The organism is Streptomyces sp. bgisy027 (assembly GCF_057710365.1).
In genome coordinates, this window is the sequence record NZ_JBYIVZ010000061.1 from 1 (window position 1) to 12,786 (window position 12,786).

General features: G+C 72.6%; 14 protein-coding genes. 10 read left to right on the forward strand and 4 right to left on the reverse strand.

Annotation, left to right across the window (positions count from 1 at the left end):
- The first annotated feature begins 506 nt into the window (after positions 1-506).
- Together AC3ETA_RS40400 and AC3ETA_RS40405 are read left to right on the forward strand one after the other, a co-directional pair.
- Entirely contained in the window at positions 507-1,622 is a 1,116-nt protein-coding gene (locus tag AC3ETA_RS40400; RefSeq protein WP_432197887.1) for an alpha/beta hydrolase, read from the forward strand.
- A 203-nt stretch (positions 1,623-1,825) separates the two neighbouring features.
- A complete protein-coding gene (locus AC3ETA_RS40405; RefSeq protein WP_432197888.1) occupies positions 1,826-3,223 on the forward strand; it encodes a hypothetical protein in 1,398 nt (465 codons plus the stop codon).
- 12 nt (positions 3,224-3,235) lie between these two features.
- Here AC3ETA_RS40405 and AC3ETA_RS40410 read toward each other — a convergent pair whose 3' ends face one another.
- A complete protein-coding gene (locus AC3ETA_RS40410; RefSeq protein WP_432197889.1) occupies positions 3,236-3,649 on the reverse strand; it encodes a VOC family protein in 414 nt (137 codons plus the stop codon).
- A gap of 255 nt (positions 3,650-3,904) precedes the next feature.
- Between AC3ETA_RS40410 and AC3ETA_RS40415 the strand changes: the two genes are divergently transcribed.
- The 3 genes from AC3ETA_RS40415 (at position 3,905) to AC3ETA_RS40425 (ending at position 6,996) form a co-directional block, all read left to right on the forward strand.
- Entirely contained in the window at positions 3,905-5,503 is a 1,599-nt protein-coding gene (locus AC3ETA_RS40415; RefSeq protein ID WP_432197890.1) for an ABC-F family ATP-binding cassette domain-containing protein, read from the forward strand.
- 335 nt (positions 5,504-5,838) lie between these two features.
- Positions 5,839-6,060, forward strand: a complete 222-nt coding sequence (locus tag AC3ETA_RS40420; protein ID WP_004002281.1) for a helix-turn-helix domain-containing protein — start codon at positions 5,839-5,841, stop codon at positions 6,058-6,060.
- A gap of 132 nt (positions 6,061-6,192) precedes the next feature.
- On the forward strand, positions 6,193-6,996 hold the full coding sequence (locus tag AC3ETA_RS40425) for an enoyl-CoA hydratase/isomerase family protein (protein ID WP_432197891.1): 804 nt from the start codon (positions 6,193-6,195) through the stop codon (positions 6,994-6,996).
- An 11-nt stretch (positions 6,997-7,007) separates the two neighbouring features.
- Here the strand turns inward: AC3ETA_RS40425 and AC3ETA_RS40430 are convergent, their stop codons facing one another.
- Entirely contained in the window at positions 7,008-7,730 is a 723-nt protein-coding gene (locus AC3ETA_RS40430; protein WP_432197892.1) for a nucleopolyhedrovirus P10 family protein, read from the reverse strand.
- An 88-nt stretch (positions 7,731-7,818) separates the two neighbouring features.
- Between AC3ETA_RS40430 and AC3ETA_RS40435 the strand changes: the two genes are divergently transcribed.
- From AC3ETA_RS40435 to amaP, 5 genes are read left to right on the forward strand one after another with little or no spacing between them, the layout of a single operon-like run.
- Complete coding sequence (locus tag AC3ETA_RS40435) at positions 7,819-8,295, forward strand: Asp23/Gls24 family envelope stress response protein (protein WP_432197893.1); 477 nt, start codon at positions 7,819-7,821, stop codon at positions 8,293-8,295.
- Between the two features lie 45 nt (positions 8,296-8,340).
- Positions 8,341-8,532, forward strand: coding sequence for a hypothetical protein (locus AC3ETA_RS40440; RefSeq protein WP_432197894.1), 192 nt, complete (start codon positions 8,341-8,343; stop codon positions 8,530-8,532).
- A complete protein-coding gene (locus tag AC3ETA_RS40445) occupies positions 8,529-8,936 on the forward strand; it encodes an Asp23/Gls24 family envelope stress response protein (protein WP_432197895.1) in 408 nt (135 codons plus the stop codon). The genes AC3ETA_RS40440 and AC3ETA_RS40445 overlap by 4 nt, the downstream gene beginning before the upstream one ends.
- The gene (locus tag AC3ETA_RS40450) at positions 8,933-9,613 is read left to right on the forward strand and encodes a DUF6286 domain-containing protein (RefSeq protein ID WP_432197896.1); all 681 of its coding nucleotides are present in this window, start codon (positions 8,933-8,935) and stop codon (positions 9,611-9,613) included. Before AC3ETA_RS40445 ends, AC3ETA_RS40450 begins: the two co-directional genes overlap by 4 nt.
- On the forward strand, positions 9,610-10,197 hold the full coding sequence (gene amaP, locus AC3ETA_RS40455; RefSeq protein ID WP_432197897.1) for an alkaline shock response membrane anchor protein AmaP: 588 nt from the start codon (positions 9,610-9,612) through the stop codon (positions 10,195-10,197). The genes AC3ETA_RS40450 and amaP overlap by 4 nt, the downstream gene beginning before the upstream one ends.
- 12 nt (positions 10,198-10,209) lie before the next feature.
- Here the strand turns inward: amaP and AC3ETA_RS40460 are convergent, their stop codons facing one another.
- Together AC3ETA_RS40460 and AC3ETA_RS40465 are read right to left on the reverse strand one after the other, a co-directional pair.
- Positions 10,210-10,965, reverse strand: coding sequence for an SDR family oxidoreductase (locus tag AC3ETA_RS40460; protein WP_432197898.1), 756 nt, complete (start codon positions 10,963-10,965; stop codon positions 10,210-10,212).
- Positions 10,966-10,970: 5 nt separating this feature from the next.
- On the reverse strand, positions 10,971-12,758 hold the full coding sequence (locus AC3ETA_RS40465) for a glycoside hydrolase family 15 protein (RefSeq protein WP_432197899.1): 1,788 nt from the start codon (positions 12,756-12,758) through the stop codon (positions 10,971-10,973).
- Between the last annotated feature and the right edge of the window lie 28 nt (positions 12,759-12,786).

A 12,786-nucleotide genomic window follows, 5' to 3' on the forward strand; every position in this document is an offset into this window, starting at 1 on the left:
CCGCCGCTGCGGGCGGACACCCCCCGGCACGTCCCCTCACCGCCGTACGCGGCTGGAACGCCCCAGGGGCGCGGGGAACTGCGCGAGTGGTTGTGGCGGTTGGGGTCATGGCTTGGCGCGGGTCCGCTGTAACGCCCTGCTTTCAGGGGCGCGGGGAACTGCGCGAGTGGTTGTGGCGGCGGGGGTCATGGCTTGGCGCGGGCCCGCTGTAACGCCCTGTCTTGAGGGGCGCGGGGAACTGCGCGAGTGGTTGTGGCGGCGGGGGTCATGGCTTGGCGCGGGCCCGCTGCAACGCCCTGTCTTGAGGGGCGCGGGGAACTGCGCGAGCGGTTGTGGCGGCGGGGGTCATGGCTTGGCGCGGGCCCGCTGCAACGCCCTGTCTTTCAGGGGCGCGGGGAACTGCGCGACCAGCCCCCACGGACCCGCAGCCGCCGGACTACGAACCCCGGCACCCCCAGGCGCGCCCTCCACTGGCCTCTCCAGCCGTCCGCCCGGACACTGGATGGGTGCGCACTGTCAAAGCGACGGCCGCTGCCGTCACCGTGGCTCTGGCCGCCGGCGCCGCGAGCGTCGCCGCCGGGCGGTTCGCCAGTGGCGCCGCGCTGACGGCGCAGCCCGGCAGGCCCCTGCCCACCGAACCCCGTCTCACCGTGCACGCCACGGCCGCCGGCCAGATCGCGCTCACCCGCGACCTCGCCACCCTGCGCCCCGGCACCTACGGCCTGTCCGGCGACGGCTCGCACGCGGTCGTCGGCCCCGTCCTCGCCGCGGCGAAGCACTCCGCCGACACCGTCGTACGCCGACTCGAACGCGTCACGCACGGCACCCTCCAGCCCGGCGACAACGTCTGGCTCACCCCGAACGTCTACGTCGGCAACCCGAGCGCCGCCCTCGACCTCGACCACGCCGACGTCGACATCCCCGGCGAACTCGGCTCCCTGCCCGCCTGGTTCGTGCCCGCCGCCCGGGACACCTGGGTCATCGCCGTGCACGGCCTCGGCACGACCCGTGAACAGGCCATGAACGTCATGCGGTTCCTCAACGGCCGCCACTTCCCGGTCCTCGCCCTCGCCTACCGCGGCGACCTGGGCGCACCCCGCCCGCCGGACGGCCTGAACCACCTCGGCGAGACCGAGTGGCGGGATCTGGACGCGGCGATGCGCTACGCCGTGCGGTACGGCGCCCAGCAGCTCGTCCTGCTCGGCTGGTCCACCGGCGCGACCATGGCGCTGCGGGCCGCCGCGTACTCGGGCCTGCGCGACCGGGTCTCCGGCCTCGTCCTGGACTCCCCGGTCCTGAGCTGGGAGACCACGCTGCGTGCCCTCGCCACGGCCCGCCACACGCCCAGCGCGCTGCTGCCGCTCGCCGTCCGCGCCGCACAGGGGCGTACCGGCATGAACGCCGACGGCGGGGTCCGCGCCCCCCTGACCGTCCCGACCCTGGTCTTCCACGGCCCCGACGACCGGGTGGCGCCCTGGGCCCTGTCCCGCCGCCTGGCCGACGCCCACCCCAACCTGGTGACCCTCCAGCGGGTCGACCGAGCCCCCCACGGGGCCATGTGGAACGCCGACCCCGAGTCCTACGAGGAGTCCCTGCGCCGGTTCGTGACGCCGCTCATGTGAGGGGCGCGCAGCGGAGGCGGCGGCCTTGGCCTGCGCCCCCGGCCCGCCCTGCCCGCACCGGTCGCGCAGGTTCCGTTTAAGGGCGTACCACTGGCCTGTTGTCGGCCCTCAGCCGCTCGCCGGGCCCCGTGCGTTGGCCATCCCCGTCGCCCCTCGTGACATTCCGTTTGGGTTTTCGGACCGTCAACCGGAAGACTGCACCCGTGACGTCCCGTATCCCGCGCGACTCCAGGCTTCGACTCGTCCGCCCGCGACCCCTGGCCGCCGCCCCCCGAGCCGTGAACCAGCGGCGCCCACGCCGTCCCGCACCACGCCCCCCGGAGGGCACGCCGGCCCGGTCCGAGCTGGCCAGAATGGCTCGCTCGGGTCTGGCAGCCGCGGCCCGCGTCGCCCACTGGGCCGACACCGCGCTGCGCCCCGGCCGCGGCCACTCCGACGGCAAAGGCACCCTCTCCGAAGCGACCGCCGAACGGGCGGCCGCGGACCTGGGTCTGACCGTGGCTCAGGTGCAGGCCGACTGGGACACCGCGCGGCTCGCCGGTCTCGTCGAGGTGCACGGCGACAGCGCCCGCCCCGGCTGGCGGCTGCGCGCCTGGGACCGCGACGACAGCGCCGTACTGCGCGGCTGGGTGGCCCTCTTCGACGCATGGTCGCTCGCCCACCCGGAACCCGACCACTTCGAGCACGGCGCCGTCGCCGATGTCGTCTCCGCCCTGCCCCAGGTGCTCTCCTTCCTCCAGCTGTCCGCCGGGCCCGTCCCCGTGGAGCAGCTGCTGGACCTGCTGGAGCAGCGCGTCACCGAACTGCGCACCGAGCGGTGCGAGGTCCCCTACGGGCCGCGCCCCGAGCCGGTCGCCGTCCCGGTTCCCGCCGAGAACACGCCTCTCGCCCCGCTCCTCGACTGGGCCCTGCACGCCCTCACCTCCGTCGGCGCCCTCACCTGCGGCGACGGACAGGCCACGCTCACCCCGCTCGGCAGCTGGGCCGTCTGGGTCAAGCTGGAGCAGATCTGCGTCGCCGCCCAGAGCCCCGCCGGGAACATCGAGCAGGCCGCCGAGGACATGCTGCGCGGCTGCGCCCAGCTCCGCCCGAACGCCGCCCGCGACGAGTACAGAGCCTGGCTCGCCGCCCGCCCCGTCGGCAGCGCCGTCACCGAGCTCCTGGTCGCCGCCCGCGGCGACGACGCCCTCCTGCGCGGGCTCGCCTTCGAGGCGCTGCGCGTCGTCGGCGCCCCCGCCGAGCCCGACGTACGCGGCGTCGTCGACGAGCCCGCCCTGCGGCCGTACGCCCTGCTGTGGCTCGCCGAGCACGACGGCGTCGACCCCGAGGACGCCCACGAGGTGCTCACCCGGGAAGAGGCCACCTGGCTGTGGGTCGACACCGCCGCCGCCGTCACCGACCACGGCGAGGCCGCGATGCTCGTCCGGCACCTGGAGTCCGCGCTCCAGCCGACCGTCCCCGCGCTCCTGGACGAGGTACGTGCGGTGGGCCACCCCCGCACCGTCCAGGTCCTGGTCGCGCTCGCCGCCGCGCACCCCGACCCCGCCCTCGCGAAGGCCGTGCGCCGTGCCGCCTTCCAGGTGCACACCGGGGGGAGCTGAGCCGGGCCGGCCTCAGCCCTTGATCTCGGGGGCGTAGGTGCCGAAGCTCCACACATTGCCCTCGAGGTCCCGGGCCATGTAGTCCCGTGAGCCGTAGTCCTGGTCCGTCGGGGGCATCAGGATCTCCGCGCCGTTCTCCACGGCACGCCTGTGGTGTGCGTCGACGTCGTCCACGACGACGTACACCCCGGTCGTGCCCGAGTCCTTCATCGCCCTGTCGAAGGCGCTGCCGGTGCCCTTCGAGCCGAGCATCAGCGCGCCGTTGCCCTGCGCCAGCTCGGCGTGCGCCACCTCGCCGCCCTCGCCCTCGTACACCGCGAGTTCCGTGAACCCGAAGGCCTCCGTGAGCTGCTTGATCGCCGCCTTCGCGTCCGCGTAGCGCAGCGTCGGGCAGATGCTCGGACGCCCCTCACTCGTGCCTGCCATGCCGATCACCCCTTGTGGTCCCCACCTGTGATGGATACGCCCAGTCTCGCAGCGACCACTGACAACGGCCCGTGAACCGAACCCGCACCCACGAAGTGCCGTACGTCACGGCAGGGCGCCCGAACACCCGATCCCAGAAAAAGTGGTTGCACGGCCCCGTTAGACTGGCCCCATGGCCATTCTCCTCGCGCACTAGACGGCGGGAACGTCCTCAGCCGCCCATTCCGCCACCCACCTTCCGCCTGGAGTCTGTCCGTGATCTCCGCCTCCGGTATCGAGCTGCGCGCCGGTGCGCGCGTCCTCATCGAGTCCGCGACCTTCCGCGTAGCCAAGGGCGACCGCATCGGCCTGGTCGGCCGCAACGGCGCCGGCAAGACCACCCTCACCAAGTGCCTCGCCGGCGAGGGCATCCCCGCCGGCGGCAACATCTCCCGTTCCGGCGAGGTCGGCTACCTCCCGCAGGACCCCCGCACCGGCGACCTCGACGTCCTCGCCCGCGACCGCATCCTCTCCGCGCGCGGCCTGGACGTACTGATCCGCAAGATGCGCGAGAACGAACAGCGCATCGCGAGCGGCCAGGGCGCCACCCGCGAGAAGGCCCTCAGGCAGTACGAGCGTCAGGAGACGGAGTTCCTCACCAAGGGCGGGTACGCCGCCGAGGCCGAGGCCGCCACCATCGCCGCCGCGCTCAACCTGCCCGACCGGGTGCTCGGCCAGCCGCTGCACACCCTCTCCGGCGGTCAGCGCCGCCGTATCGAGCTGGCCCGGATCCTGTTCTCGGACGCGGACACCCTGCTGCTCGACGAGCCGACCAACCACCTCGACGCCGACTCGATCGTCTGGCTGCGCGACTACCTCAAGACCTACCGCGGCGGCTTCATCGTGATCTCCCACGACGTCGACCTGGTCGAGACGGTCGTGAACAAGGTCTTCTACCTGGACGCCAACCGCGCCCAGATCGACGTCTACAACATGGGCTGGAAGCTCTACCAGCAGCAGCGCGAGGCCGACGAGAAGCGCCGCAAGCGCGAGCGGCAGAACGCCGAGAAGAAGGCAGCCGCGCTGCACTCGCAGGCCGACAAGATGCGCGCCAAGGCCACCAAGACGGTCGCCGCGCAGAACATGGCCAAGCGTGCCGACCGGCTGCTCGCCGGGCTCGAAGCGGCACGCGTCTCCGACAAGGTCGCCAAGCTCCGTTTCCCGGAGCCGGCGCCCTGCGGCAAGACCCCGCTGACCGCCGAGGGCCTGTCGAAGTCGTACGGCTCACTGGAGATCTTCACCGACGTCGACCTGGCCATCGACAAGGGCTCCCGGGTCGTCATCCTCGGCCTCAACGGCGCCGGCAAGACCACCTTGCTCCGGCTCCTCGCCGGTGCCGAGCAGCCGGACACCGGCGCCGTGATCCCCGGCCACGGCCTCAAGATCGGCTACTACGCCCAGGAACACGAGACCCTCGACCCGGAGCGCTCGGTCCTGGAGAACATGCGCTCGTCCGCCCCCGACCTGGACCTCGTCGAGGTCCGCAAGGTGCTCGGTTCGTTCCTGTTCTCCGGCGACGACGTCGACAAGCCCGCCGGTGTCCTCTCCGGCGGTGAGAAGACCCGTCTCGCCCTCGCCACCCTCGTGGTGTCGTCGGCGAACGTGCTGCTCCTGGACGAGCCGACCAACAACCTCGACCCGGCCAGCCGCGAGGAGATCCTCGGCGCGCTGCGCACCTACAAGGGCGCCGTCGTCCTCGTCACCCACGACGAGGGTGCCGTCGAGGCGCTCCAGCCGGAGCGGATCATTCTGCTGCCGGACGGCGTCGAGGACCTGTGGGGCGCCGATTACGCGGATCTCGTCGCTCTCGCTTGATCGAATGCGTGATCAACAGGCTATGGATCATTCGGCCCATCGGTGATCCATCATCTGTGTGAGATCTCCTCGTACCGAGGTGTGTGCTACATCGAATGCGCGGCCGAGTCCTTTATCGACAAGGGCTCGGCCGTCGTGCTGCCCTGACCTGGGCCTTCGCAAATGAACCCGTTCGGGCGTACGGACGGAACACGTCGGAATTCAAGATTCCGCATGTGGGGATGTGCTCCTGTCGTCAAAACCATGTCTCACGGACCTTGCCGAATGGGTGGCCATGAAGGCCCGGAGGGGTGATCATGAGGAGACCAGAGCGCACTTCCCATGAGGAGGCACGGGTGGCCGAGACTCTGAAGAAGGGCAGCCGGGTAACCGGCGCCGCGCGCGACAAGCTCGCGGCAGACCTGAAGAAGAAGTACGACTCCGGTGCGAGTATTCGGGCGCTGGCCGAGGAAACCGGTCGCTCGTATGGCTTCGTTCACCGGATGCTCAGCGAATCGGGCGTCACGCTCCGTGGGCGTGGCGGGGCGACGCGGGGCAAGAAGGCCGCATCGTCCTGAGCCCGGGCGGCCCATCGGCTTCGATGGTGGCCACCCGGTCGGTCGGCTGACTGGCCGGGTGGTTACTGTGCAGTCACTTAGTGGGTGCCTCTCCGGCATCCCCTGGCTGACCGCACGCATCGGAGGCACCGCATGGCTTCGCCCGACCAGGAACTCGCTCCCCTGCTCGACAAGAACGGCGTACGGCTCACCGTCGACGGCGCGATCGCCACGGTGACCCTGACGAACCCGGCCAAACGCAATGCGCAGAGCCCCGCCATGTGGCGGACGCTCGCGGAGGCCGGGCAGGTCCTGCCGGGCAACGTGCGGGTCGTGGTGCTGCGCGGCGAGGGCCAGGCCTTCTCCGCCGGACTCGACCGGCAGATGTTCACCCCCGAGGGGATCGAGGGCGAGCCTTCCTTCGTGGAACTCGCGCGCAGCAGCGACGGTGAACTCGACGCTGCCATCGCCGAGTTCCAGGAGGGCTTCACCTGGTGGCGGCGCAACGACATCGTGTCCGTCGCCGCCGTGCAGGGCTATGCCATCGGGGCGGGCTTCCAGCTCGCGCTCGCCTGTGACGTGCGCGTCGTCGCCGACGACGTGCAGTTCGCCATGCGCGAGACCAGCCTCGGGCTGGTTCCGGACCTGACGGGCACGCATCCGCTCGTCGGGCTGGTCGGCTACGGCCGCGCGCTGGAGATCTGTGTGACAGGGCGCTTCGTGCTGGCCGAGGAGGCCGTGAGCAGCGGCCTCGCCAACCTCGCGGTGCCCGTCGACCAGCTCGACGACGCCGTACGGGACCTGGCGGGGGCGATCGTCGCCGCGCCGCGTGACGCGGTCATCGAGACCAAGGCGCTGATCCGTGGTGCCGTGGACCGTACGTACGACGAGCAGCGCGGCGCCGAGCGGGCCGCGCAGGCACGACGGCTGCGGGATCTGGCCGGCCTCGGCGAGTGAGCCGCGGGCGGTCAGCCGACGGCCGTCACCAGCACGGCCACCGTCGGACGGTCCGTCAGCGCCGCCCGCACCCTTTCGCGGACCTCCCGGGCCACGTCCAGGGCCCGGTGGTCCCCGCTCACCGCGATCTCGACCCGCGCATGCCGGTGCGGCAGGGCTGCCGTGACCTGCCGCTGCTCGATGTGCACCGCACGACCCGACCCGCCCAGAACGGCGGTCAGCCGAACCACCCCCGGGACCGCCAGGGCCGCGGCCACGACGCGTTCCTCCTCGGGGTCCGCAGGTCCGTCGGCCTGCCCCGGCTCCGGCGGACGTACGGCATCCGGTTCGGCGTCCTCGTCGAGCAGGGCCGTCACCCGTAGGTCCACCTCCGTCACCCTCAGACCGAGGCGTTCCGTCGCGGCGGCCGTCAGCAGTGCGCGCAGCCGGTCCGCCGTCGCCGGCAGCGGTTGGGCCGCTGTCGCCGCGAAGTCGGCCGTCACCCGCAGCGGGCCCGGCGGCAGGGCGCTCGGCGGTGCCGGTACCGCGGCGTCCTGGACGGCTTCCGGGTCACCGAGCGCGATCCGCAGCGCGTCCAGACGCGCCCCGCGCATGTTCCCGGCCGCGCGCCGCAGCACCGCCTCGGCCGCCTGTTCGGAGATCCAGGCGCCGTCGTGCGCGCCCCCGAGCGGCAGCAGCCTGCCGAGCCCCACCTGATGCCGGACCGCCTGCGTCCACCTGTCCGCCGTCGTCATTCCTCCAGCCTGCCGCATCCCCGCAGCGCGGTGCGGCAACCGCGCTTACGGTGGTCGAAGGAACGCCAGACCGAAGGGACGTACGGCGATGACCGAGACGGAGCAGAACCGGACGCAGCACCCTGAGGAGACAGTGGCGCCGTCGCGCAGGACCACCAAGCGCGGTGGGGGTGACCCGGCCGGCCGTGGGCGGACCACCATCGCCGACGGCGTCGTGGAGAAGATCGCCGGCATGGCCGCGCGCGACGTGGTCGGCGTGCACACGATGGGCAGCGGGATCAGCCGCACCTTCGGCGCCGTGAAGGAACGGGTGCCCGGCTCGTCGAAATCCGTGACCCGCGGCGTCAAGGCCGAGGTCGGCGAGGTGCAGACCGCGCTCGACCTGGAGATCGTCGTCGACTACGGCGTCTCGATCGCCGACGTGGCGCGTGCCGTCCGGGAGAACGTCGTCGCCGCCGTCGAGCGGATGACCGGCCTCGAAGTCGTCGAGGTCAACATCGCGGTGAGTGATGTGAAGCTTCCCGAGGAAGAGGAAGAAGAGCCGGAGCAGCCCCGGATCCAGTGACTGGGGACGTAGGCAGGCGCCGGGGGCAACCGATCGGAGGGCACCATGAGCATGGCCGTGGTCGGCATGATCGCCGGCATGGCGCTGGGCTTCGCCGGATACTTCGGCGGGTTCGGCGCCTTCCTGCTGGTGGCGGCACTGGGCGCCGTCGGGTTCATCGTCGGCCGGTTCGTCGAGGGTGACTACGAACTCGGCGACTTCTTCCGCCAGCGTGACGGCCGGCGCGAACGGCGGTGACGTCGGTGAGTGCCGAGGCCGCGGCGACCGGCGGACCCTCGGCCGTCGTCCCGGCCGGTGAGCGCGGGGCCACCCGGATCGCCGAACGTGTCGTCACGAAGATCGCCTCCCAGGCGGCACGCGAGGCCGTCGGGCGGCTGCCCAAGGACGCCGCCCGGGCCTACGCCCACGTCGTCATCCGCCCCCAGGCCGCGCAGGGGACCACCGCCGAGGCCGCCCGGGTCCGTGTCCACGTCGAACTCGACTACCCCACCGACATCGGCTCCCGGTGCGCGGCCGTGCGTCGGCGGGTCGTGGAGCGGGTAGGCGCGTTGGTGGGCATGGAGGTGCCGGAGGTCGCCGTGCACGTGGAGCGGCTGCACCCGGCGCCCGGGCAGGGCGCGGCGCAGCGGAGGACGCGATGAGCGAGTCCCAGGGGTCCGAGGGCACCACACAACCACTGCCGGTCCTGGAGAAGGAGGCCGGTCCCGAGCCGCTCGACCAGTCGGCGTCGGCGGCGGACTACGAGCCCCCGCAGGTGCTCGACGGCGAGGGCGGCCGCGAGCGCCGCTTCTGGTCGGCCCGCCGGATCCCGGCCGCGATCACGGCGCTCGTGCTGCTGTTCCTCGCGGGCGTCTTCCTGTACGACATCGCCTCGGTGCGCGCCGAGCGGCCCCCGATGGCCTGGCGCCGGGAACTGGCCCACCAGCTCGCCGAGCGCCCCCTCGACGACGTCTGGGTGCTGGTCGGCGCGGGCATCGCCGCCGCCCTCGGGCTGTGGCTGCTCGTCCTGGCCGCCACGCCCGGACTGCGCCGGGTGCTGCCGATGCGGCGCACGCACACCGACGTACGCGCGGGCCTCCACCGTGACCTGGCCGCCCTCGTCCTGCGCGACCGGGCCATGGAGATCTCCGGTGTCCAGTCGGTACGGGTACGGATGCGCCGGGCCAAGGCCGACGTCCGCGCGGTCTCGCACTTCCGCGATCTGGACGACGTACGCGCCGACCTGGACGCCACGCTCGCGGACGCGATCAGGGGCCTCGGGCTGTCCCGCCCGCCGTCGCTCTCGGTCCGTGTACGCCGGCTCGGACGGAAGGGGTGAGAGCCGTGCTCAAGGCCGTCAACCGGGTGCTGATCGGATTCGTCGGACTGGTGCTGCTCGCACTCGGCGGCTCGGTGCTCGCCGTGGGCCTCGGCGCCCCGGCCCCGTCCTGGTGGATCCACGACGACCGCCACGACGTGCTGCTCAGTGACGCCGAACGCACCCGCTGGCGCGACGACACCTGGTGGTGGCCGACGGTCATCGCCGTACTCGTCGTCCTGGTCCTGCTCGCCCTGTGGTGGCTGACCGCGAACCTGCGCCGGCGCCGCCTCGCGGAGGTCCTGGTGGACACGGGGGACGGCGAGGGCGCGCTGCTGCGCGGCCGGGCCCTGGAGAGCGTGCTGGCGAACGAGGCGGCCGGCCTGGAGGGCGTCCAGCGCGCCCACGTGCACCTGACGGGCAGGCGCAGCACCCCGGAGACCCGGGTACGGCTCCTGCTGGCACCGCATGTGAACCCGGGGACGGCGTTGAACGACCTCACCGAGCAGGCCCTGGCCCACGCCCGCAACTCGGCGGGCCTGGCGGCACTTCCGGCGGAGGTCCGTCTCAAGGGCGTCAAACACGGTGCCGAGCGGGTCAGCTGACGGGGCGAGAGCTCAGAACCCGTGCCGCATGCCGCCGTCCACCGGCAGCATGATCCCGGTCAGATAGGACGCGGCCGGCGACAGCAGGAACGCCGCCGCGCGTCCGAACTCCTCCGGGTCGCCGTACCGCCGCAGCGGAATCCGGGCCTCGTTCGCGGCCCGGGTCGCCTCCGGGTCCGCCGACATCCCGTCCAGCTCGCGCACCCGGTCCGTGTCGATCCGGGCCGGCAGCAACCCGACCACCCGGATACCGCGCGGCCCCAGCTCGTCCGAGAGCGACTTGGCGAACCCGGCGAGCCCCGGCCGCAGTCCGTTCGAAATGGTCAGCCCCGGAATCGGCTCGTGCACCGACCCCGACAGCACGAACCCGATGACCCCGCCCTCGTCGAGCTCCGCCGCCGCGGTCCGGGCGAGCCGGACCGCGCCGAGGAACACCGACTCGAACGCCGACTGCCACTGCTCGTCCGTGTTGTCCGCGACGAACCCGGCCGGCGGCCCGCCGACGCTCACGAGAACGCCGTCGAAGCCGCCGAAGGTGTCGCGCGCGGCGGCGACGAGCCGGGCCGCGGCGTCCGGTTCGGCGTTGTCGACCGCGACACCGGCCGCGTTCGGCCCCAGTTCGGCCGCCGCGTCGGCGACCCGCTTCTCGTCCCGGCCGGTCACCACGACCTTCGCCCCGTCGGCGACCAGCTCACGTGCCGCAGCGTTGCCCAGTCCACGGGTGGCCCCCGTGACGACGTACACCCGGTCCTTCAGCCCAAGATCCATGGCCCCTATCCTGCCCGGTCGCCCCCGTACAGGGCGAGGGCGGTGTTGACCAGGCCGATGTGGCTGAAGGCCTGCGGGAAGTTGCCGAGCTGGCGGCCGGAGACCGGGTCGTACTCCTCGGCCAGCAGACCGACGTCGTTGGTGAGCCCCACCAGCCGTTCGAACAGATCGCGTGCCTCCTGCTCGCGGCCCGTCATGTGCAGGGCCTCGGCCAGCCAGAACGAGCAGGCCAGGAACGTGCCCTCGCTGCCCGGCAGTCCGTCGACGGTCGTCTCGTCGGTGCTGTAGCGGCGCAGGAAGCCCCGGTGGTCGAGCTCGGTGCGGATCGCGTCGATGGTGCCGACGACGCGCGGGTCGTCGGGCGGCAGGAAGCCGACGCGCGGGATGAGCAGGAGCGCGGCGTCCAGTTCACGGGAGCCGTAGGACTGCGTGAAGGTGTTCCGCTCGGGGTCGTACCCCTTCTCGACGACCTCGCGGTGGACCTCGTCGCGGAACTCCCGCCAGCCGTGCAGGTCGCCCTCCAGCTGCGGGTTCCGCTCCAGGGCGCGCACCGCGCGGTCCGCGGCCACCCACACCATCACCTTCGAGTGCACGAAGTGCCGCCGGCCGCCGCGCACCTCCCACAGCCCCTCGTCGGGCTGGCGCCACGCCGAGCGCAGCCACTCCACGAGGGCGACCTGGATCGCCCACATGTGCGACTTGGTGGGCAGCCCCGCCTCCCGGGCCAGCGCCAACGTGTCCATGACCTCGCCGTACACGTCCAACTGGAGCTGCTCCACGGCCTGGTTGCCGATGCGTACGGGCACCGAGTCCGCGAAGCCCGACAGCCATGGCACCTCGAACTCGGGCAGCCGGCGCTCGCCCGCGATGCCGTACATGATCTGCAGGTCGGCCGGATCGCCGGCGACCGCGCGCAGCAGCCAGTCGCGCCACGCCTCGGCCTCCTTGCGATAGCCCGCGGACAGGCCCACGTTGAGGGTGAGGGTGGAGTCGCGCAGCCAGCAGTAGCGGTAGTCCCAGTTGCGGACACCGCCCGGCTCCTCGGGGAGCGAGGTGGTGGGGGCGGCGACGATGCCACCGGTCGGCCGGTGGGTGAGGGCCTTCAGGGTGATCAGGGAGCGGACGACGGTGTCGCGGTAGGGGCCGTCGAAGCGGCAGTGCCCCACCCACTTGCGCCAGTCCCGGATGCTGTGGTGCAGCGCCCTGTACGGGTCGATCATCGGCGGGCGGGGCTCGTGCGAGGGGTGCCAGGTCAGGACGAACGCGACCTGCTCGCCCTCCTCGACGGTGAACTCCGAATGCGTGCCGAAGTCCTCGCCCCAGGTCGGCACCGCGGGGTCGCTGCGCAGCCAGACCGAGTCCGGGCCGGCGACGGCCACCCGGTGGCCGTGGGACTTGCGCACCCACGGCACGATCGAGCCGTAGTCGAAGCGCAGCCGCAGGGTGCTCCGCACGGTGACACGGCCGCGCAGCCCCTCGACGACGCGCACCAGGTCCGGGGCGCGGTCGCGCTGGGGCATCAGGTCGGTGACCCGGATCGCGCCCTCCTCGGTCTCCCACTCGGTGTCCAGGACCAGGGTGTCCGGGCGGTAGGCACGGCGGGAGCACAGGCCCTCGGCGTGCTTGGGGGCGATCCGCCAGTGGCCGTTGTCCTTGTCGCCGAGGAGTCTGGCGAAGCAGGCGGCCGAGTCGAACCGGGGCAGACAGAGCCAGTCGACCGAGCCGTCCTTGCCGATCAGGGCAGCCGTCTGCTCGTCACTGATCAGGGCGTAGTCCTCGATGCGCGGGTGCACGCAATTGCGGGTTCCCCGAGGGCGGGTG

What these genes read in the sequence shown, in the direction of transcription:
- AC3ETA_RS40410 (WP_432197889.1), bottom strand. Translation starts at nt 3,649, where the DNA reads ATGGCAGGCACGAGTGAGGGGCGTCCGAGCATCTGCCCGACGCTGCGC.
- AC3ETA_RS40430 (WP_432197892.1), bottom strand. Translation starts at nt 7,730, where the DNA reads ATGACGACGGCGGACAGGTGGACGCAGGCGGTCCGGCATCAGGTGGGG.
- AC3ETA_RS40460 (WP_432197898.1), bottom strand. Translation starts at nt 10,965, where the DNA reads ATGGATCTTGGGCTGAAGGACCGGGTGTACGTCGTCACGGGGGCCACC.
- AC3ETA_RS40425 (WP_432197891.1), top strand. Translation starts at nt 6,193, where the DNA reads ATGGCTTCGCCCGACCAGGAACTCGCTCCCCTGCTCGACAAGAACGGC.
- AC3ETA_RS40450 (WP_432197896.1), top strand. Translation starts at nt 8,933, where the DNA reads ATGAGCGAGTCCCAGGGGTCCGAGGGCACCACACAACCACTGCCGGTC.
- AC3ETA_RS40435 (WP_432197893.1), top strand. Translation starts at nt 7,819, where the DNA reads ATGACCGAGACGGAGCAGAACCGGACGCAGCACCCTGAGGAGACAGTG.
- AC3ETA_RS40440 (WP_432197894.1), top strand. Translation starts at nt 8,341, where the DNA reads ATGAGCATGGCCGTGGTCGGCATGATCGCCGGCATGGCGCTGGGCTTC.